Genomic DNA, 20,380 nt, shown 5'->3' with positions numbered 1-20,380 from the left:
TGCGTAATGTTGGCATTTTATAAAAGTTGGCTTCGCAGAAGCAATCCTGATTCGTGGCGGATAATTTTTAATCCATGACCAACTGAAAAGGAGCTGGGTCAATAAATGGGGTTTGTTCTGTCATCAACGCCGCAATTAATCGCGCACTGGCTGGCGCCATGGTCAAGCCATAGCGAAAATGTCCTGTGTTGAGATAGAGATTTTCTATGCGTGGATGCGCTGAAATTGTGGGTAAATTTTCAGGGGTGCCTGGCCGCAATCCGCTCCAGTGCTTGATAACAGCTTGGTCTTTTAATGCCGGCATGATCGCTTCCGCCTTGGCCGCCAGCTCAGCTTTCACGGCATCGGTCACCGTAGCGTCAAAGCCGACATCTTCCAGCGTACTCCCCGCGAGAAGATAACCATCGTCTCGCGGAATCATATAAAAGCCATCTTTATAAACAATTTGATCTAAATTTTGGGTTGGCTGATAAAGCAAAATCTGGCCACGCATCGGCTTGATATTGAGCTTTCCAGCGACCGTTTTTAATAGCTGAAAGCTCCAAGCCCCAGACGTGACCAAAAATTTATCTGCTTTAATTTCAAGCCCATCTAAAGTGCTCCATGCTTTAAGTGGCTTGCTTTCGTCTAGCGGGCTCAGCTCGGTTTGCTCTAACAAGGTCACATGATTTTGTACTAACCATTGGCGAAGGGCCTTCATTAAATAAGGCGGTCTAATTTGGCATACATCTGGCATCCAAAGTGATGGATGCGGCGACTGATTAATTGCAAGTTGCTCATCCACGTTATCCAACAAAGTATAGTCCTGCTGATGTTGCTCACACCAACGAATCGCGGCTGCTTGGTCATAAGGCGGGAGTAACAAAAAACCTGATTTAATAAACCCTGTGGGCAAACCTGTTTCACGGGTTAAGCGCTCACAAATTTGCTGATAGGCCTTTGCACCATAAGCAGTGAGTTGATTGACAGGCGCGGAATACATCCAAGGAAGCAAGGGGAAAACAATACCGCCGCCTGCCCACGATGACTCACCAGAAGTTTGACTAGCGATTTGATTGCGTTCGACAATCGTGACCTTGTAACCGCTGTCAACAAGGGCCATCGCCGTCATGCAGCCTACAATGCCACCGCCAACGATGACGACATGTTCACTCACGTATCTTTACCTGTGAGCAATATTCTTTCCGCCAAGACCAAATCATGTGGCTTGGCGAGAATCACAACGACATCCCCTTCCTTAAAGACAAAGTCTGGGGATACCTCCTCGGGGTGAGCATCGCGCCTCACCGCTGTAATTTCTGCTTTGCAAAGACCAAAATAAATATCTTTAAGTGGCTTACCTACACAATAAGCAAGTGCATTGATAGGAACAGAATGTAAGCGTGGCACTGCTCGCTCAACGGCTTCATCCCCATCCGAAATGCCATGGAAAAAGCCTTTGAACATTTTGTATCGCTCTTCACGAAACAAACGAATGCGCTTCACCACGCGGTTAAGAGGAACACCCAACAAGACCAATGCGTGTGAAGCCAGCATCAAACTGCCTTCCAAGACTTCTGGTACAACCTCTGATGCACCCGCATCTCGGAAACGCTCCATATTAGTATCATCGACAGTCCTGACCACAACAGGCAAATTCGGAAAGTAGTCATTCACTAAGTGTAAAATTTTAATCGCCGATGGTGGGTCATCGTAACTAATGATTAGCGCTTTAGCGCGTGCAGCACCGGCCGCATCCAAGACCAAGCGCTTACCTGCGTCGCCATACATCACATTTTCACCAGCGCTGGCTGCTTCTTGTACCCGCGCAGGGTCAATATCCAATGCAATGAAAGGAAATTTTTCTTCTTTTAAGAAGCGGCTTAGATACTGACCGCTTCGTCCAAAACCACAAATAATGACATGATCTTTAAGTTGCTTGCCGACGCTTTCAATGCCCTCAATTTGATTTTTGCGATTGCGGGTATAACTGCGAGAGAAGAACTCAGCGATCTGTAAATTACGCTGAATAATGAATGGCGCAATAAACATAGAGAGCAATGAGGCGGCAAGGACGATTTGTAAGACGCCGTTACCAATTAAGTCGTTTTCCAAGCCAAGCGAGAAGACCACAAACGAGAATTCACCTGCTTGCGCTAAAGTCACGCCTGCCCTAACTGCCACACCTGGCTCATACCGGAAAAAGCGACTCAGCATGGCGACGACTAATGCTTTGAAAATAATCAGTCCAACCATCACCAGCAAAATACTGGAGAGATTGCCTACTAAACTATTGAAGTCCAAGAGCATGCCAATAGTGATGAAAAATAAGCCCATTAATATGTCACGAAACGCGGCAATATCAGATTCCACTTGATAGCGAAAACGTGTTTCAGAAATCAACATCCCCGCAATAAAAGCACCCAGCGCATAGGATAAGCCCGCCACTTTCGTTGCATATGCCAACACCATCGTGACCATCAAAACGTTCATCACGAATAATTCGCGTGACCGCTGTCTAGCTACAATCCCAAACCAGCGATTCATTAAATTTTTACCGAAAAAGAAAAGAATAGACAGCATCACAGCTGCTTTTAAAAAAGCAATCCCGAGTGTGTAAGCCAATGATCCAGTTGGGCTTGCAATGGCAGGAATCAACACTAACAACGGGACAACCGCGAGGTCTTGAAAAAGCAACACGCCAATAGCAATTCGACCATGACGCGCATTGAGATCCAAGCGCTCAACCAGCAGTTTTGAAACAATCGCTGTCGATGACATGGTCAATGCGCCACTCACGACCAATGCAGCCTTCCAGTCAAGATCAAAGCTCAAGCACAACAGCATGATGGCCCCCATCGTGATGAGGACCTGTAAGCTACCAATCCCTAATACAATTCTGCGCATCGCGTATAGCTGACCAAGGCTGAATTCTAAGCCTATGCTAAACATCAAAAAAACAATCCCAAACTCGGCAAGCTGACGGTTAGCTTCTGTATCAGGCAAAAACCCAAAGCTTTTCGGCCCCAGCAACAAACCGACCAAAATATAGGCCAACATTGCAGGCAATTTAAGCGCACGAAATAGTGCAACAACAAGCACTGAGCTGACGAGCAATAACAGAATAGCTGGGAGGGTTTCGTGCATAAGTTCTTAAATGATGCAAAATGTATGCCGACTTTGCTAAAAGTCGGTTTTATTTGCAAATGTATCCTTTATTCGTGATGGATTCCCTTTTATACTTGGCGGGTATGGAAAAATCATCATTACAAAAATCAAGCGCCAACAAAACGCCTATCGAGCTAGCAAAAACAGTGCTGTTAATCGAAGCAAATGCGGTTGAAGCACTTGCACAAAAGCTAGACGACAACTTCACTCAGGCAGTAAGCCTTATTTTACAATGCCAAGGCCGGGTTGTGGTGAGTGGTATGGGAAAATCTGGCCATATTGGCAATAAAATTGCAGCCACATTAGCAAGCACTGGCACACCCGCTTTTTTTATGCACCCTGCGGAAGCAAGCCACGGTGATTTAGGCATGATTACTAAAGACGATGTTGTGATCGCGCTCTCCAACTCTGGCGAGAGTGATGAACTTCTCACTATTTTGCCATTGCTTAAACGCATGGGCACAAAAATCATCAGCATGACCGGCAAAAATAATTCAACACTTGCAAGACAAGGTGACGTGCATTTAGATGCAGAAGTTGCCGTTGAAGCTTGCCCACTTGGCTTAGCACCAACAGCCAGCACCACTGCAATGCTAGCACTAGGTGATGCACTTGCTTTAGCGGTGCTAGATCAACGTGGATTTTCAGCAGAAGATTTTGCACGCTCCCATCCAGGCGGCAGTATCGGCCGTAAGCTTTTCATCCGCATTCAAGACGTTATGCGAACGGGTGACGCGATTCCTAGCATACACATTCAAGCCAGCTTAAAAGATGCGCTGATTGAAATGTCTCGCAAAGGACTAGGCATGACTGCTGTTGTGGATAATCAAAACAAAGTGGTGGGGATATTCACCGATGGCGATTTACGTCGCGCCTTTGAAAATGGCGTTGACGTTAATCAAACGGTGATTCGCGATGTGATGCATGCAAATCCGCAAAATATCCACCCAGAACAGCTTGCTGTAGAGGCTGTTGAAATCATGGAGCAAAGAAAAATTACTGCCTTGTTGGTCGTAAACCAACAAGGTGACTTATTAGGTGCATTAAATATGCACGATTTACTGATCGCAAAGGTGGTTTAACAGTGGCTTTAACAGACAATATTTCAATTGAAGAACGCGCTAAGAAAATCAAAGTAGTGATTTTTGATGTGGATGGCGTCATGACCAATGGCGGCCTCATGCTCGGGGATGATGGCTTGGAATACAAAAACTTCCACTCGCAAGATGGTTTAGGTTTAAAGCTTCTTCACAATACGGGTCTTAAGATGGCCATTGTGACAGGTCGAACTTCTAACGTGGTCACTAAGCGCGCTGAAAACATCAAAATCACGCACATTTACCAAGGTGTTGAAGATAAATTAGAAGCGTTTAATGAGATTCTGAAAGACTTAAACGTCACGGCTGAAGAATGTATGTTCATGGGGGATGATGTGATTGATCTACCACCAATGCGCCGGGCTGGATTAGCGGTGACCGTTCCACACGCCATGCCATTGGTAAAAGAATATGCGCATTACATTACCACTCGTGAAGCTGGACATGGGGCAGTGCGTGAGCTTTGCGAATTGCTCATGAAAGCGCAAGGAACGTTTGACGGCCAAATGGCAAAGTTCCTTAAATAAACTGACGCCATTTTTTAGCGCTAGGCTTGATATGAATGGACGAAACACGATTATTTTTCCACTGGTTGTATTGAGTGTGCTCGCATTCATTACTTTTTGGATTAATAGTACCGTCCAATCTGACACCAAAAGAATCGACGGTAGTCATCGTCACGATGTTGATTACTTTGTAGAAAACTTTGTCACGACAAAAACTGACGTCAATGGCAATCTCCGCCACATGCTTGCAGCGGTTGAAATGCGACATTATCCCGATGATGATACGACAGAACTGATCAGACCTCGCTTCACGCAATTCGGGCAAAACAAACCTTACACGCAAATCGAAGCGCAACGAGGGTTTATCTCTGCCAATGGTGAAGAAGTGGTGTTTAAAGATAAGGTTATTATTGTTAGACAAGCATTTGAGGGGCGTGGTGAGATGCGCTTAAAAACAGACTATTTGAAAATTTTACCTAAAACTGAGTACGCGACTACTGACAGTGATGTTGTGATTACCCAAGATCCTAAAACGATCATTCATGGCACTGGAATGATTTATGATAAAGATGGCAAAAACTTTACATTGCAAAAAAGAGTCCGTGTCCATTATGAAAAGCCCCATGTCAAATCAACGCTTTCAGTATTGCCTAAAGACGAATCAAGCGCTAAGGTAAACCCCAAGGAAGTGACAAATAAAACAACCTCAAATAACAAGGCAAATAATGTCAACAAAACTTCAACCTCATCGCGAAAATCAAATCGCGATAACAAGAAAAACTGATTTCGGAGTCATGATGCTGCGTCATTTTTTTCTCTACTGCCTGATTGCCTTGTTTGTCACACCCGCTTGGGCTGAAAAGGCGGACAAAGACAAACCAATTGAAATTGAAGCAGATACTGTGACGGTGAATGATGCCAAGAAAATTAGCGTTTACACTGGGAATGTGATTGTTACACAGGGGACATTACTCATCAAAGCAGACAAGTTAGTGGTGCGTGAAGACGAGTCCGGCTTTCAACACAGCTCCTCTTACGGCAATCCTACGACGTTTAAACAAAAGCGTGAAGGAAAAGATGAGTACATGGAAGGCTCTGCACAACGTATCGAATATGATGGTCGGATGGATAAAGTCCAGCTTTACTCCAAAGCATGGGTAAAACGTGCCAACGATATCGTGCATGGCGACTACATTATGTATGACGCTAATGCCGAATACTCTGAAGTCATTGGCGGCGGATCAAAGTCTGCCACACCAGCAACGCCAACGGGTCGTGTAAAGGCAATTATTCAACCTAAAAGTAAACCAGCGCAAGATAATCAATAAAGCATCACCATGACCGAGTTAATTGTTCAAAATTTACGCAAGAAATACAAAGCACGCACTGTCGTACAAGACATCTCGCTACACATTAAAAGTGGAGAAGTTGTAGGCTTGCTAGGGCCTAATGGTGCCGGTAAAACAACCAGCTTTTACATGATTGTTGGCTTAGTCCCCTCTGACGATGGGCGCATTATTCTAAATAGTAAAGACATTAGCCGTTTACCCATTCACCAGCGTGCAAGAATGGGAATTTCTTATTTACCCCAAGAGCCCTCTGTATTCAGAAAGTTAAGTGCAGCAGATAATGTGCGTGCTGTATTGGAGTTAAAGAAGATTACACCTGGTGCACTAGAGACGCGGCTTGATGAACTCATGGAGGAGATGCATATCTCTCATATACGTGACAACTTAGCCATCAGTTTGTCTGGCGGGGAGCGGCGTCGCGTTGAGATTGCACGTTGCTTAGCTACTGACCCAAAATTCATTTTATTGGATGAACCCTTTGCGGGTATTGACCCAATTGCCGTGCTGGACATTCAAAAAACCATCAAATTTTTAGCGGCCAAAAACATTGGTGTGCTGATTACCGACCATAACGTTCGAGAAACATTGGGTATCTGTGATCGCGCATATATTGTGAATGAGGGGCGTGTTTTTGCCTCTGGCACTTCTGCAGAAATTATTGAAAACCAAGACGTGAGAGCAGTCTATTTAGGGAAAGATTTTCGTCTTTAATCAGCGAGATCAGCCAAATCAAGCACTCAATGAAACAAAGCTTACAATTCAAACTCTCACAAAACTTAGCGCTAACCCCGCAACTGCAGCAGTCTATTAGACTCCTCCAGCTTTCATCACAAGAGCTCAATCAAGAGCTTGAAACCATCTTGCAAGAAAACCCATTGCTCGAACGCACGGATAAAAATGACGATGGGTCAGACAATATAAACGAATTCAGCATAGAAGGGTTTGCGACAGCAGATTCAGTGGTTAGCATTACTCCTGCCCAAACAAACGAGCAAAATCAGAACGAAAGCGCATTTCAAGACTCATTAAGCGATGATTACTTTGGTGGAACCAGCAATCATCGTTGGGAAGAAAACAACCATGCTGATGAAGATATCGACTACACATTTCAAGAAGTCGTTGTACCTTCCTTGCGCGAACACCTCATCAGTCAACTTCATTTAATGCCGCTCTCAGATCGAGATCAACTGCTTTCAATGGTGCTCATTGATGCGATTAATGAAGATGGATACCTAGAGCAATCTCTCGAAGAAATCGCTGAAATTCTCAACGCAGAACTTGAAGTGGACATGCTGGAACTTGAAACTGCACTCAAACACATACAACACCTTGACCCACCAGGCGTGGGGGCTAGAAACTTATCCGAATGCCTCACATTGCAACTCAAGCTGCTGCCAAATGAACTGCGAGAAGAGAATAAAAACGTGTTTGATTTAGCCCTGCAAATGGCGGAGCAACATTTACCATCACTCGCGTCACGCGACTTTGCCAAACTGAAAAAAAACCTCCGTTGCGATGATGAGAGCCTTCGCTTAGCCCAGAAAATGCTTAAGCATCTCGATCCGCGCCCAGGAAGTGAATTCACAAAACTCGCCTCAGGTCATTATATTCAACATGAAATTATGGTGAAAAAAGTCAAAGGGCAATGGCTTGCAAGTTTGAATGATGAGGTCGTTCCTAAATTACGTATTAATAAGCTCTATGCCGATATTCTGAAACGTAATCGAGATAGCTCAAGCCAATATTTAAATGGCCAAATGCAAGAAGCAAAATGGATGATTAAAAATATTGAGCAACGGTTCTCCACGATTTTAAGAGTGTCTCAGGCAATCATTGACCAACAAAGTCAGTTCTTCGAACATGGCGAGATTGCAATGCGACCCTTGATACTCCGTGAAATTGCAGATGCACTTGGTTTACACGAATCAACTGTCTCACGTGTAACGACGCGAAAGTACATGCTCACACCACGTGGCGTTTACGAGTTAAAATATTTTTTTGGAAGCCATGTCTCGACAAATACAGGTGGCGCATGTTCAGCAACAGCCATTCGAGCTCTGATTAAACAATTGGTGGCAGAAGAAAACCCAAAAAAACCTTTTTCAGATAATCAACTAACTGCAGTATTATCAAAACAAGGCATTGTCGTTGCAAGACGTACAATCGCTAAGTACCGCGAGTCTCTTAACATACCTGCGGCCAACCAACGCAAGTCCTTGTAAGACTTGCATCACTACCAAAAGGAGTTAATCATGAATTTACACTTAACGGGGCATCACTTAGAAGTTACTCCAGCGTTACGTGAATATATCGAAACAAAATTGGCTAAACTCAGCAATCATTTTGACCATATGATTGATGTTAAAGTGACATTGTCGGTGGAAAAACTGGTACAAAAAGTTGAAGCGACGATTCATGTTCCTGGGGCTGATTTGCATGCCGAATCAAGTGATGCAGATATGTATAGCGCCATTGATTTATTGGCCGACAAGCTTGATCGTCAGGTATTGAAACATAAAGAAAAAAATGCGGATCATCACAAAACAAATGGTGCTGTGAAGCATCAAGCAACTGAGTAATTCACTAGGTAACTTCTGATGGCCGAAATTAGCGTACACCAGCTTCACCAAGAAACCCGCCGCAAGCTCAAACTCACTTGGGTGGCGGGTAAATCTGGCGGAGACAATTTATTAAACAGTGAGACAGTTTCCAAGCCCTCGCTGGCTTTAACTGGTCATCGTAATTTCGTCCATCCCAACCGCGTTCAAGTCCTAGGTTGTGCGGAAATGGACTACTTGAACGGCTTAGATCCAGAAGAACAAAAACAGTCGATTAATCATTTATTCTCTCAAAAACTTGCAGCCCTCATCGTTGCCAATGGAGAGAAAGTACCGACTGAGCTAATGGTGGCAGCAGACAATCACCAGACTGCTTTAATGACATCGCCGTTGGCTAGCCCAAACTTAATGGATTTATTAAGCCATCATTTAGCACAAGCTCTGGCTGAATCAACCAGTGCACATGGCGTATTCATTGAGGTTCAGGGCTTTGGTGTGCTGATTAAAGGTAGCCCGGCTATTGGTAAAAGTGAGTTGGCATTAGAGCTGATATCACGCGGCCATCGTTTAGTCGCTGACGATATTGTCGATTTTTATCGTGTATCACCTGAGCGCATTGAAGGCCGCTGCCCGCCTTTATTGCAAGATTTTCTAGAAGTGCGCGGATTGGGCATTTTGAATATCCGTGCGCTCTTTGGTGATAGCGCTGTGAAGCCAACTAAGCCGCTTGATTTAATTATTCAGCTTGAAATGGCTGACACATTAGCCCCACAAAATTTAGATAGACTCAAAATCAAATCACATGATGAAGACGTGCTAGGCATCAAGGTGCAAAAAGTTGTCATTCCTGTTGCTGCTGGTCGCAACATTGCTGTTTTAGTCGAAGTAGCTGTTCGCAATCACATGCTTTTATTGCGCGGCGTCAATGGCACCAAGCAATTTATGGATAGGCAAGCACGCGAACTTAAAAATAATGCGAATCAAGACTGATGCAACTGATTATCGTCACAGGCCTATCTGGCTCAGGTAAAAGCGTGGTCCTCAAAGCCCTTGAGGACACTGGCTATTATTGCGTGGACAATCTGCCCGCAACCCTGCTCCCGCAAATCTATGAAAATTTAAAAGGCACTCAGAATCGAGTGGCGATTAGCACTGATACCAGAAGCGGGGCATTAGAAGCCCTGCCTGAGAATATTAAAAAATTAAAAGCTGTAGGCGTTAACGTTCAAGTGTTGTTTCTTGAATCGACCAAACAAGCTTTAGTTAAAAGATTTAGTGAAACGCGTCGGCGACACCCACTCAGCAATGAGGATATTACGCTCGGAGAAAGCATAGAACTTGAGCGTGAATTATTAGCACCACTTTCTGAGTTGGGACATCACATTGACACGAGTGAATTAAGCGCGAACACCTTACGGGGCTGGGTGAAAGATTTTGTCGCTCAAGAAAATAAAGAAATCACGCTCTTATTCGCCTCTTTTGGGTTTAAGCATGGCATTCCGCTTGATGCAGATTTTGTATTTGATGTGCGCTGCTTGCCAAATCCACATTACGACCCACTACTCAGACCAATGACAGGCCGTGATGCGCCGGTGAAAGCTTTTTTAGCGCAGCAACCTATGGTGCATGATATGTACCAAGACATTGAAAACTTTGTCACACGCTGGTTACCAAGCTTCGTCCAAGAAAATCGTAGTTACCTCACCATTGCCATTGGTTGCACGGGTGGACAACATCGCTCTGTTCATATTGTTGAAGAGCTGGGCAAACACTTTTCACAGCAACAACAAGTCTTAATCAGACATCGAGAACTGGAACTATCTTTATGATTGGTATTTTAATTGTCGCGCACGGAGCACTTGGCGAAAGCCTTATTCAATGCGCTACGCATGTCATGGGCGCACGCCCAGCATTATTAGAGCAGTTTGGGATTGATACCCACGACGACCCAGCGACCTTGTTACCTGTGATGCAAAAGGTAGTAAAAGATCTTGATGAAGGTGATGGGGTGCTAATCCTTTCAGACATTTACGGTGCAACCCCTTGTAATATCGTGAGCAAATTAGTGAAACAAAATAGCGTAGAGGGCATTGCTGGCGTGAATTTGCCGATGCTTGTCCGTGCCCTCACGTATCGCAATGTTGACCTAGCCAAGCTTGCAGAAAAAGCCATGAGTGGCGGGCAAGAAGGTGTGATTAATTTTACAGAAGCCGCCTGCAAAGAAAGTTCGGCTAAGGATGCGAGCAAATGAAGCAAGAAATTCTCATTATTAATAAGCTCGGCCTCCATGCCCGCGCGTCAACAAAGCTGACGCAAACAGCCAGCCAATTTAAAAGCGACATTTGGATAGAGCGCAACGGACGTCGCGTGAATGCAAAAAGCATTATGGGCGTCATGATGTTAGCTGCCAGCAAGGGCAGCATAGTCACTTTAGAAGCTAATGGCGCTGACGAAGTTGAAGCAATGGATGCGCTCGTTGCCCTCATTAACAATCGTTTTGGTGAGCCAGAGTAATGAGCTTTTCTATTCATGGGGTAGGGGTATCAAACGGCATTGCCATCGGCCATGCCCATTTGGTTTCGCACGCCCTGTTAGAAGTCGTCCATTACCAAGTGCCAAAGCATCTAATCGATCAAGAGCTTGCGCGTTTTGACCAAGCAATTAATACGGTTAAACATGATTTAGAAACCGTAAAAGCACAACTCCCAAGCAAATCACCTGCCGAACTGACTGCTTTCATCAATACACATTTGATGATTTTGAATGATCACACGCTCGCTGAAGACCCAAAACTCACCATCAAAAATGAGCACTGCAATGCCGAATGGGCGCTCAAACAGCAGATGGAAAGTATCGTCGAGCAGTTCGACCAGATCGAAGACGAATACTTACGTGAACGTAAACATGACGTCGTACAAGTTGTAGAACGCATTATTAAAGTCTTGCTTGGACGGCCTAGCCAAGTGCCTGTGCTGGAGCAAGAAAAAGCCATTATTTTAGTTGCACACGATATTTCACCAGCGGATGCCATTCAGTTTAAGCATCACCAATTTGCTGCATTTGTACGGATGTCGGCGGCGCAACCTCGCATACTGCCATTCTGGCACGTAGTCTCAATATTCCATCTATTGTTGCGCTGCAACGTGCAAGAACACTTATCCGCGATGGTGAATTACTGATCATCGATGGAACGCAGGGCGTTGTCATTGTTAACCCTGACAAAGACACGCTGGCTGAATACAAGCTCAGACAAGAGCAATGGCAAATCGAGCAACAAAAACTAAAGCGTATCAAGCTCACCAAAGCAGTGACTTTAGATGGCACAGCGATTGATTTATACGCGAACATTGAAGTGCCTGATGATGTTGTTCAAGTAAAAGCCTCAGGGGCCTCCGGCATTGGCCTCTATCGCACCGAATTCTTATTCATGAACCGCAGAGAAGCCCCTAATGAAGAAGAACAATTCGAAGCATATAAAGCAGTAGCAGAAGCGATGGATGGCAAACCAGTGACCATTCGAACGCTGGATTTAGGCGCTGACAAACAAATGAATGCTGATACAGAGCGTACATGCACGAATCCTGCACTTGGGTTGCGTGCAATTCGCTTATGTTTAGCTGAACCACAAATGTTCCACATCCAGTTGAGAGCGTTGTTACGTGCCTCCGCTTTTGGCAACATTAAGATTCTGATTCCAATGTTGTCTTCACTGACTGAACTCAGGCAAACGTTGTTATTAATCGAGCGCGCTAAACAAAGTTTGCGTGTCCAAAAAATTGGATTCAATAATGAGATTGAAGTTGGCGGCATGATTGAAATTCCAGCAGCCGCTTTGTGTGCAGAAGCTTTTGCTAAAGAATTGGATTTTCTCTCTATCGGCACCAACGATTTGATTCAATACTCACTCGCCATCGATCGAACTGATGATAGCGTTTCGCACTTGTATAACCCACTTCACCCAGCGATTCTGCAATTAATTGAAATAACACTTAAAGCTGGTCTTAAGCTTGGTAAAAAGGTGTCGGTTTGCGGTGAAATGGCTGGCGATTCAAAGTTAACACGTCTATTGTTAGGCTTGGGCTTGCGTCAGTTTTCTATGCACCCATCGCACATTTTGTCAGTCAAGCATCAAGTATTACAAAGTGATCTTGTAAAATTAGTCCCCACCGCACGTAAGATTTTGTCTAGCCATGACAGCGACAAGATTGAACCTTTACTCCAAAAAATGAATCTCTAAATTATAACAAAACCCAACACATGTGCACGACCAAAAGGAATTTGAATTGACCGACTTAGCAAACAATCCGTTATTGAGCTTTTCTGGCTTACCAAAATTTGACCAAATCAAAGCAGAGCACGTTGAACCTGCAATTGACCACTTACTCGAAACGGGTCGCAGCTCTGTTGAAAAACTAGCGTCATCAAGCGAATCGCCCACATGGGCTAATTTTGCCAAGCCATTAGAGGACATGGAAGAAAAGCTCTCGCGTGCGTGGTCGCAAGTTGGTCACATGAATGCTGTCGTCAACAGTCCCGAACTTCGCGAAGCTTACAATGCCAGCCTGCCAAAACTGACTGACTTTTATTCTGATTTGGGCCAAGACGAACGCTTGTATGCAAAATTCCGCGCGCTTAAAAATAGTGCTGAATTCGACACGCTCAATACTGCCCAACAAAAAATCGTAGAGAACGAACTACTTAGCTTTCGTTTAGGTGGTGCTGAGCTAGCGGACGCAGAAAAAGCTCGCTTCAAGTCCATACAAGAATCACTCTCCAAAATCACCACCAAGTTTGAAGAAAATTTGATGGATACCGTGAATGATTTTTCACACTTTGTAGAAGATGTCGCTGAGCTAAAAGGCGTACCAGAGGATGCACTTCAAGCCGCGCAAGAAGCAGCTTCCAGCGATGGAAAATCAGGTTATAAATTCACGCTACACTTTCCTTCTTATATGCCTGTATTGCAATATTGCAAAAATCGCCCACTGCGAGAGTTACTTTACCGCGCTTATGCAACAAGAGCTTCAGAGTTTGGCAAAAGCGAACTGGATAACACCCCGCTCATCAGCGAAATTCTGACACTTCGCCGCGAAGCGGCGACTTTATTAGGTTACAAAAACTATGCTGAAATGTCACTCGCTACCAAAATGGCTGATGCACCAGCAGATGTCATCTCGTTTTTAGATAACTTGGCGCAGCGCGCAAAACCTTTTGCAAAACGCGATATGCAAGAACTCACTGAGTATGCTGCGAAGCTTGGCATTGCTGATATGCAAGCATGGGATGTGGCTTTCGTGTCAGAAAAATTACGCGAAGAAAAATATGCGTTTTCAGATCAAGAAGTAAAACAATACTTCCCTGAAGCACAAGTGTTAGCAGGCTTATTCAAAGTGGTCGAAACCATTTTTGGTGTGCACGTTAAAAAATCTCAAGCGCCAGTTTGGCATGCTGATGCAGCCTTTTATGAAATTAGTGACCAGCACGGAAAAGCAATTGGTCAGTTTTATTTAGATTTATATGCACGTAACAACAAGCGGGGTGGTGCTTGGATGGATGAAGCTATCACCCGCCGCAAACAAGATGATAAAAATGGCGAAGACAATATCGTCACCCCTGTCGCTTACCTCACCTGCAATTTTTCAGCACCAGTGGGCGGCAAACCAGCGCTATTCACGCACGATGAAGTCATTACGATGTTCCATGAGTTCGGACATGGTTTGCACCACATGCTTACACAAGTTGATGACTACGGCGTGTCTGGGATCAAAGGTGTTGAATGGGATGCAGTGGAACTGCCAAGTCAGTTTATGGAAAACTTCTGCTGGGAATGGGATGTGATTCGTTATATGACCAAGCACGTGGAAACAGGCGCAAGCTTGCCTCGTGCATTGTTCGACAAAATGATTGCCGCTAAGAACTTCCAAGCAGGCATGCAAACTGTTCGTCAGATTGAGTTCTCACTTTTTGATATGCGTTTGCATGGTGAATTTGACCCAAATGGCAAACAAACTGCACTCGATTTAATCGAACAAGTTCGTGACGAAGTTGCAGTGGTTCGCCCACCAAAATGGAACCGCTTTCCAAATGGGTTTAGCCATATTTTTGCAGGCGGCTACGCAGCTGGCTATTACAGCTACAAATGGGCAGAGGTCCTTTCAGCAGATGCATACAGCATGTTTGAAGAAAATGGTGTGCTATGTGCAGAAACAGGCCAACGCTTTTGGCATGAAATTTTAGCTAAAGGCGGTTCACGTCCAGCCTTAGCGTCTTTTGTGGCGTTCCGTGGTCGTGCACCAGATATTGAAGCCCTACTGCGCCATAATGGCATGACCGCTTCGGCATAATCCTCTTTTAGATATTTTATGAAAATCGCCACCTGGAACGTTAACTCACTCAATGTGCGCTTGCCACACGTGTTGGATTGGCTCGTCGCCAACAAGCCCGATGCTTTGTGCTTGCAAGAAACCAAACAAGAAGACAGCAAGTTTCCTTATGAAGCGTTAAAAGAAGCTGGCTACAACGCGATTCACAGCGGACAAAAAACGTATAACGGTGTTGCCATTATTAGTCCTCACAAATTAGACGATACCCACATGGGCATTCCTCATTTTGCAGACGAGCAAAAACGCTTGATTGCCGCGACGATTAATGGCGTTCGTATTGTGTGTGTTTATATCCCAAATGGCCAAGCAGTAGGTTCAGACAAATACGCTTACAAGCTTGGTTGGTTACAGGCATTTACTGCTTGGCTCAGCACCGAAATCAAACAGCACCCTAAGCTTGCCTTGTTAGGTGATTACAACATTGCACCAGAAGATATTGATTGTCACGACCCTGTGGCCTGGGTAGGCCAAGTACTCGTGAGTGAACCAGAGCGTGAAGCTTTCAAAGCGTTTACGCAATTAGGGTTAGAAGACAGCTTCCGCCTATTTGAAAAAGGTGAAGGACAATTTAGCTGGTGGGATTACCGTATGGCAGGGTTTAGACGTAATTTAGGTATGCGAATTGACCACATTTTAGTGACGCCTGAACTCAGCAAAGTCAGCACAGCTAGCTATATCGACAAAGCCCCACGTAAATTAGAGCGTCCTAGTGACCACACCCCTGTGGTACTGGAATTCAATCATTAATGTTGATTAGTTGGGTAGAAGGCGGCGCCACGCTCAGTGCACGCTGGCAATCCGAAGCTGGTGTTGCCGCGCCTCAGCGGGTCATTATTGCTGATGACACCATTAACGCTGACACAGCCTATAGGCTAGCTTGTGAAGGCACAGCGATGTTGTGGCGTGGTGACTTTCACAATGCGCGCCAACTCCTACAAGCAATGGCGAGACGCTGTGACCAAAAAAAATCACCAAAAAAAATCAACCAAGAATCTGCAACAATAGACCTTAAGCAAGCCTTTAATTTACATCGTGTTGCGCAAGCACAGCGCGCAAGAGTATTAGGGATGCTGCTGATCGAAGTCGGAGAAAACTTTCAAGTACGCCTGAAGAGAGCACCAGATTTTCAGCAAGCTTGCTCGGAAGCCTATGGCGAATTTACCAGCCCATTTGTAGCTTCATTACGCGAGCTACAAGGCTTGGTTGGTGCACATGAATGGCGTAAAAAAGGCGTGCCGATTGAAGCCTTAGGTGCCAGCATTCATCCACATTACGGTGTATTTTCGCCGATCCGCGGCGAGTATTTAGCATTGCTCGCCAATGCACCGTTACCGAGTCGAGAGCTCGCCTTTGATATTGGGACAGGAACAGGCGTGATTGCCGCGCTGCTTGCTAAACGTGGTGTCAAAAAGATTATCGCCACTGACCAAGATCCGCGTGCCTTAACTTGTGCTAAAGAAAACATCACCCGCTTAGGTTATCAACAACAGGTTTCAGTCAAACAAGCTGACATGTTTCCTGAAGGTAAAGCACCCTTGATTGTATGCAACCCGCCATGGTTACCAGCCAAGCCAAGCTCACCGATTGAGTATGCAGTTTACGATCCAAATAGCCGTATGTTGATGGCATTTCTAAATGGGCTAAAAAATCACCTGACGCCAGAGGGTGAAGGCTGGCTGATTATGTCTAACTTTGCTGAAAACTTAGGCCTAAGGACCAAAGATGAATTCCAAAACGCAATTGCTCACGCTGGTTTAGTCGTTGAAGAAAAAATAGATATTACGCCAAAGCATGGCAAGGTCATGGATCAGACAGATAGATTGCACCAGGCGAGAAAAGCTGAAATTACTTCACTTTGGCGATTAAAAGCCAATTAGATTTACTTCGTTTTAATGCCTAATTGCTTGAGCTTGCGATACAAATGGGTGCGCTCAAGCTCAACCGCTTCAGCTACACGAGTCATGTTCTTCTCTGATTTTTGAATATGATACTCAAAATATAATCGCTCAAATTCATCGCGTGCTTCTCGTAATGGCAAATCAAAATCAATAGGCAAGCCGCTACCTTCTTTAGATGCCGGCTCCATCAACGCGGACTGCAGTGGTGAGAATTGCTCCATCACACGATGCACATCGTCTAATGTGATTTTCTCCCCTAAACTTGATTGCATCAAATTACGAATTACGCTATCGAGTTGCGAGAGATTACCGGGCCAATCGGCGTTTCTCAGCATATTGAGCGCGGCTGTCTCAAACTCTCGGTAAGGAGATGCTGTGGTTTCGACCAACAGAAATGCTAAGGCACGGGCTAAATCAGGGATATCTTCTCTGTGGTCTGCGAGACTTGGAATTCGTAAGGTGCTGACGGACAAGGTCTGTAATAAGCCGTTATCAAACATTCCTTCTGTGACAAGATCAGGGAGAGGTTTGGATGTGCCACATACCACACGCGTTCCATATTTTTCCGCTTTTGCCAGCAGCACCAACAAGCCTTTTTGCTGGGTCTTATCTAAATCAGCTACCTCGGGAATAAATAAAACTCCTTCACGTAGCTGCTCCAAGACATCGAGTGGCGCATCTGCAAGTCGTTGAGATTCGAGGAGTTCCATCCATGGGGTGTTGGCCTGATGTAAAAATTTCGCGCAAAGTTCAGCTCCACTTCCTTTTTCACCAATAAGCAATAGCGGTGCTTTGCTCATCATGACTTGCTCTAGTCGCTGACGCAGCTCATTAATCACGACACTTTTGCCAAGATTAAGCAAACTCATATCAGATCTTGGAAGTTGCTCACTATGTTTTAGGGCAGCGTTCACTGTCTTGAGTAGCTTTTGAAGCGCGATTGGTTTTTCAAGAAAATCAAAAGCACCAATCCGCGTAGCTTCAACAGCGGTATCAATCGTGCCATGTCCAGACATCATGACCACTGGCATGGTCAACATACCGCCAGTGCCCCATTCTTTTAAGAGCGTAATACCATCGCAATCTGGCATCCAAATATCGAGAAGAACAACATCTGGACGGGTGTGTTGGCGATATTCTCTGGCTTCAGCTGCATTCTCTGCGAGTTGTACTTGATAGCCTTCGTCTTGCAAGATATCTCTTAATAGTTCACGAATGCCGATTTCATCGTCCACCACTAGGACTTGTCTCGTGGTCATACCTAATCTGCCTTTTTACCGTTAATACTTGGTTTTTTAGATGCTAATTGTTGAAGCGGCAAGGTCACAATCACAATGGCTCCGCTGTCTTGATGAGACGCACCTTTTCGGTTCTCGATATTGATCGTACCCTGATGTTCTTCTACAATTTTTTTCACGATCGCTAACCCCAAACCTGTGCCATGGTGTTTAGTCGTCATATATGGCTCAAATGCACGAGACATAATCTCGATAGGAAAGCCGGCACCGTTATCCATGACAGTTAATTGAACATGATCAACAAGCTTTGATGTTGTTACCTCAATGGTTGGTGCATCCACGCCCTCTAACGCATCTTGTGCATTCTGCAACAGATTATGTAACACCTGTCTCAACATCGTGTTGTCCCCAAGCACATCAAGTGTCTGCTTAGCGAGATTTACTTTAAGCGTCACCCCTGTCAGTTCATACAGATCAAGGACGTCACGCACTAATTGATTAAGATCTAATTGGCTTAAATTAAGCACTGGCGCTCGAGCGTACTCACTGAATTCATTCACCATCGTTTTTAATGCATCCACCTGGGCAACAATCGTGCCTGTCGCTCGCTTCAACATCTCACTGTCTGCGACGTCTAGCTTAGCTGAAAGCTTATGTTCAATTCGCTCAGCTGAAAGTTGAATAGGCGTCAGTGGATTTTTGATTTCATGGGCCAAGCGTCTTGCTACCTCACCCCATGCAGCATCGCGCTGAGCTTGTGCCATCATTGTGATGTCATCAAATACGACTAAATAACCACTATCGGCACTATAAGGCAGTCGCGTTCCCCGAAGGAGAAGCGTGCGCTGACCTTGTGTGGTCACAATCTCCATTTCTGCTTGCCAGTCATTCGTTTTTGATTCGCTCGCATTTTGAAGAATGGTATCGGTCAGCGCGGCTAAATTAGGAAATGCCTGCCCGAGTTTAGTGAAGGGCTGTCCGGAAAAATGTCCTAACACAACCCCTAATATATTTGACGCAGTTGCGTTATAAGTCCGCAATTCACCTTTGTCGTTCAAAGCCAAAACACCAGATGACAAATGCGCTAAGATCGTTTCTAAATAACCTCTTGCCGCTTCCACGCTTGCGCGATTGGCTTCTGCAGCTTGTTTTGCCTCACCAAGCTGTTTACTCATACTATTAAAAGATTGAACTAAAATACCCAATTCATCGTTGCCGTGTACAGGGAGTACGGTCTCATAATCGCCCCGCGCAATCGCCCTAGTCCCTTCGGCCAGAACACCAAGCGGCGATGATAAGCGACGGCTCAATACGAAAGCAACCGAGACAGCGGTTAGCATGGCTAGCATTAACACTAAAGTAAGTGTGAGAGAAAATACCTGTTTAAGTGACTCGCGACTTAATGACAGCTCTTGATAATCTTGATAAACGTTTTGGACGGCTTCAGCTGTATTCGAGAGTTGACTCGGAACTGGCTGGAGTAATTGTAAAATCCGAGTTTCCCCCCCAATATCATTCATATTGACTGGTACTAACGCACGCAAATATAAGCCCTTGCCCGCGATAGGCTCAATAATGCCAAAATCTTTTTGGCGTGCTTGTCTAAGCTGCTCTAAACTTGGCGTATCGGGCAAGAAGCTGGTGGCGTCACTACTAGAAAAGGCTAAAATTTTGCCTTGCATCGTCAGCAAAACGGCATCTTGCACGCCACTTTTTTCACGCAAGTCATTTAGCACGGTTAGCTGCGCGTTGGTCGGCTGGAAAGCAAGATTTAGCGCCATTCCATCACCCTTTTGCTTGAGGTCTGCCAACATCGCATCTAATGAGCTCTGACCAAGCTTTACACCCCCTTCAAGGGCGGCTTCAACCTTGACGTTAAACCACGATTCAATCGAATGCGTAAGAAAATTGACCGACACCCCATAAACAAGAACGCCTGGCGTAATCGCCATCAATGCAAATGCTCCTAACAGTCGTAAATTCAGGCGACTGCCGATTACTCTTGCTCGCATCTGCTTGAAAAGTAACGATAACTGGTATGCGATCAGCAACAGCAAGGCCGAAGCAAGACCAATATTAAGGCCAAGCAACATCGTGTAATCTGCGCCGGAAACATTGCCATTTCCACTCGCATGCGAGAGCAGATAGAGCAGGCCTGCACCGAGCAAAGCAGTAATAAAAACGATATATCGCATCAGTAAGTG

Annotated in this window: 18 protein-coding genes and 1 pseudogene; 15 read left to right on the top strand and 4 right to left on the bottom strand. The window is 45.1% G+C overall.

Going from position 1 to position 20,380, the window contains the following annotated elements; translation table 11 throughout:
* Nucleotides 1-67 precede the first annotated feature (67 nt).
* Nucleotides 68-1,156 (bottom strand): NAD(P)/FAD-dependent oxidoreductase, encoded by a 1,089-nt coding sequence (locus BN1209_RS00655; RefSeq protein ID WP_082048354.1) that lies wholly within the window; start codon nucleotides 1,154-1,156, stop codon nucleotides 68-70.
* Nucleotides 1,153-3,126, bottom strand: coding sequence for a monovalent cation:proton antiporter family protein (locus BN1209_RS00650; RefSeq protein WP_045750503.1), 1,974 nt, complete (start codon nucleotides 3,124-3,126; stop codon nucleotides 1,153-1,155). The genes BN1209_RS00655 and BN1209_RS00650 overlap by 4 nt, the downstream gene beginning before the upstream one ends.
* 104 nt (nucleotides 3,127-3,230) lie before the next feature.
* On the opposite strand from BN1209_RS00650, the gene BN1209_RS00645 reads away from it, so the two are divergent.
* The 15 genes and pseudogenes from BN1209_RS00645 to BN1209_RS00575 all read left to right on the top strand — a co-directional run bounded on the left by BN1209_RS00645 (nucleotide 3,231) and on the right by BN1209_RS00575 (nucleotide 16,917).
* Nucleotides 3,231-4,229: a KpsF/GutQ family sugar-phosphate isomerase gene (locus BN1209_RS00645; RefSeq protein WP_045751865.1), complete on the top strand. Its 999-nt coding sequence runs from the start codon at nucleotides 3,231-3,233 to the stop codon at nucleotides 4,227-4,229.
* Nucleotides 4,230-4,309: 80 nt separating this feature from the next.
* Nucleotides 4,310-4,771 carry a KdsC family phosphatase gene (locus BN1209_RS00640; protein WP_231855154.1) on the top strand — a complete coding sequence of 154 codons (462 nt, stop codon included), beginning with the start codon at nucleotides 4,310-4,312 and terminating at the stop codon, nucleotides 4,769-4,771.
* A 31-nt stretch (nucleotides 4,772-4,802) separates the two neighbouring features.
* Entirely contained in the window at nucleotides 4,803-5,534 is a 732-nt protein-coding gene (gene lptC / locus BN1209_RS00635; RefSeq protein ID WP_045750502.1) for an LPS export ABC transporter periplasmic protein LptC, read from the top strand.
* 10 nt (nucleotides 5,535-5,544) lie between these two features.
* Nucleotides 5,545-6,078: a lipopolysaccharide transport periplasmic protein LptA gene (lptA, locus tag BN1209_RS00630; RefSeq protein WP_052661060.1), complete on the top strand. Its 534-nt coding sequence runs from the start codon at nucleotides 5,545-5,547 to the stop codon at nucleotides 6,076-6,078.
* 9 nt (nucleotides 6,079-6,087) lie between these two features.
* Complete coding sequence (lptB, locus tag BN1209_RS00625; RefSeq protein ID WP_045750500.1) at nucleotides 6,088-6,810, top strand: LPS export ABC transporter ATP-binding protein; 723 nt, start codon at nucleotides 6,088-6,090, stop codon at nucleotides 6,808-6,810.
* A 29-nt stretch (nucleotides 6,811-6,839) separates the two neighbouring features.
* The gene (locus tag BN1209_RS00620) at nucleotides 6,840-8,321 is read left to right on the top strand and encodes an RNA polymerase factor sigma-54 (RefSeq protein WP_045750499.1); all 1,482 of its coding nucleotides are present in this window, start codon (nucleotides 6,840-6,842) and stop codon (nucleotides 8,319-8,321) included.
* A 30-nt stretch (nucleotides 8,322-8,351) separates the two neighbouring features.
* On the top strand, nucleotides 8,352-8,678 hold the full coding sequence (gene hpf / locus BN1209_RS00615; protein WP_045750498.1) for a ribosome hibernation-promoting factor, HPF/YfiA family: 327 nt from the start codon (nucleotides 8,352-8,354) through the stop codon (nucleotides 8,676-8,678).
* Between the two features lie 18 nt (nucleotides 8,679-8,696).
* Nucleotides 8,697-9,647 carry an HPr(Ser) kinase/phosphatase gene (gene hprK / locus BN1209_RS00610; protein WP_045750497.1) on the top strand — a complete coding sequence of 317 codons (951 nt, stop codon included), beginning with the start codon at nucleotides 8,697-8,699 and terminating at the stop codon, nucleotides 9,645-9,647.
* A complete protein-coding gene (gene rapZ / locus BN1209_RS00605) occupies nucleotides 9,647-10,486 on the top strand; it encodes an RNase adapter RapZ (protein ID WP_045750496.1) in 840 nt (279 codons plus the stop codon). The genes hprK and rapZ overlap by 1 nt, the downstream gene beginning before the upstream one ends.
* On the top strand, nucleotides 10,483-10,908 hold the full coding sequence (locus tag BN1209_RS00600) for a PTS sugar transporter subunit IIA (protein ID WP_045750495.1): 426 nt from the start codon (nucleotides 10,483-10,485) through the stop codon (nucleotides 10,906-10,908). Before rapZ ends, BN1209_RS00600 begins: the two co-directional genes overlap by 4 nt.
* Complete coding sequence (locus BN1209_RS00595; protein WP_045750494.1) at nucleotides 10,905-11,171, top strand: HPr family phosphocarrier protein; 267 nt, start codon at nucleotides 10,905-10,907, stop codon at nucleotides 11,169-11,171. The genes BN1209_RS00600 and BN1209_RS00595 overlap by 4 nt, the downstream gene beginning before the upstream one ends.
* Nucleotides 11,171-12,894 (top strand): annotated as a pseudogene (gene ptsP, locus BN1209_RS00590) (phosphoenolpyruvate--protein phosphotransferase). The gene BN1209_RS00595 and the pseudogene ptsP overlap by 1 nt, the downstream one beginning before the upstream one ends.
* A 46-nt stretch (nucleotides 12,895-12,940) precedes the next feature.
* Complete coding sequence (locus BN1209_RS00585) at nucleotides 12,941-15,001, top strand: M3 family metallopeptidase (protein ID WP_045750493.1); 2,061 nt, start codon at nucleotides 12,941-12,943, stop codon at nucleotides 14,999-15,001.
* A gap of 18 nt (nucleotides 15,002-15,019) precedes the next feature.
* Nucleotides 15,020-15,787 carry an exodeoxyribonuclease III gene (gene xth / locus BN1209_RS00580; RefSeq protein WP_045750492.1) on the top strand — a complete coding sequence of 256 codons (768 nt, stop codon included), beginning with the start codon at nucleotides 15,020-15,022 and terminating at the stop codon, nucleotides 15,785-15,787.
* Nucleotides 15,787-16,917, top strand: coding sequence for a methyltransferase (locus BN1209_RS00575; protein WP_045750491.1), 1,131 nt, complete (start codon nucleotides 15,787-15,789; stop codon nucleotides 16,915-16,917). The genes xth and BN1209_RS00575 overlap by 1 nt, the downstream gene beginning before the upstream one ends.
* A gap of 2 nt (nucleotides 16,918-16,919) precedes the next feature.
* Here BN1209_RS00575 and BN1209_RS00570 read toward each other — a convergent pair whose 3' ends face one another.
* Together BN1209_RS00570 and BN1209_RS00565 are read right to left on the bottom strand one after the other, a co-directional pair.
* Nucleotides 16,920-18,197 (bottom strand): sigma-54-dependent transcriptional regulator, encoded by a 1,278-nt coding sequence (locus BN1209_RS00570; RefSeq protein ID WP_045750490.1) that lies wholly within the window; start codon nucleotides 18,195-18,197, stop codon nucleotides 16,920-16,922.
* Nucleotides 18,198-18,199: 2 nt separating this feature from the next.
* On the bottom strand, nucleotides 18,200-20,371 hold the full coding sequence (locus BN1209_RS00565; protein ID WP_045750489.1) for a sensor histidine kinase: 2,172 nt from the start codon (nucleotides 20,369-20,371) through the stop codon (nucleotides 18,200-18,202).
* Nucleotides 20,372-20,380 lie beyond the last annotated feature (9 nt).

The organism is Candidatus Methylopumilus turicensis (assembly GCF_000953015.1).
Lineage (GTDB): Bacteria > Pseudomonadota > Gammaproteobacteria > Burkholderiales > Methylophilaceae > Methylopumilus_A > Methylopumilus_A turicensis.
Note: the sequence above shows the minus strand (reverse complement) of the source record. Positions and strands in the feature narration are given on the sequence as shown.

Bases quoted from the DNA above. Each gene is read 5' to 3' on its own strand.
- lptB (WP_045750500.1), top strand. From the start codon at position 6,088: ATGACCGAGTTAATTGTTCAAAATTTACGCAAGAAATACAAAGCACGC.
- hprK (WP_045750497.1), top strand. From the start codon at position 8,697: ATGGCCGAAATTAGCGTACACCAGCTTCACCAAGAAACCCGCCGCAAG.
- rapZ (WP_045750496.1), top strand. From the start codon at position 9,647: ATGCAACTGATTATCGTCACAGGCCTATCTGGCTCAGGTAAAAGCGTG.
- BN1209_RS00575 (WP_045750491.1), top strand. From the start codon at position 15,787: ATGTTGATTAGTTGGGTAGAAGGCGGCGCCACGCTCAGTGCACGCTGG.
- BN1209_RS00645 (WP_045751865.1), top strand. From the start codon at position 3,231: ATGGAAAAATCATCATTACAAAAATCAAGCGCCAACAAAACGCCTATC.
- BN1209_RS00600 (WP_045750495.1), top strand. From the start codon at position 10,483: ATGATTGGTATTTTAATTGTCGCGCACGGAGCACTTGGCGAAAGCCTT.
- BN1209_RS00595 (WP_045750494.1), top strand. From the start codon at position 10,905: ATGAAGCAAGAAATTCTCATTATTAATAAGCTCGGCCTCCATGCCCGC.
- hpf (WP_045750498.1), top strand. From the start codon at position 8,352: ATGAATTTACACTTAACGGGGCATCACTTAGAAGTTACTCCAGCGTTA.
- xth (WP_045750492.1), top strand. From the start codon at position 15,020: ATGAAAATCGCCACCTGGAACGTTAACTCACTCAATGTGCGCTTGCCA.
- BN1209_RS00565 (WP_045750489.1), bottom strand. From the start codon at position 20,371: ATGCGATATATCGTTTTTATTACTGCTTTGCTCGGTGCAGGCCTGCTC.
- BN1209_RS00650 (WP_045750503.1), bottom strand. From the start codon at position 3,126: ATGCACGAAACCCTCCCAGCTATTCTGTTATTGCTCGTCAGCTCAGTG.
- lptA (WP_052661060.1), top strand. From the start codon at position 5,545: ATGATGCTGCGTCATTTTTTTCTCTACTGCCTGATTGCCTTGTTTGTC.
- BN1209_RS00620 (WP_045750499.1), top strand. From the start codon at position 6,840: ATGAAACAAAGCTTACAATTCAAACTCTCACAAAACTTAGCGCTAACC.
- BN1209_RS00640 (WP_231855154.1), top strand. From the start codon at position 4,310: ATGACCAATGGCGGCCTCATGCTCGGGGATGATGGCTTGGAATACAAA.
- BN1209_RS00570 (WP_045750490.1), bottom strand. From the start codon at position 18,197: ATGACCACGAGACAAGTCCTAGTGGTGGACGATGAAATCGGCATTCGT.
- lptC (WP_045750502.1), top strand. From the start codon at position 4,803: ATGAATGGACGAAACACGATTATTTTTCCACTGGTTGTATTGAGTGTG.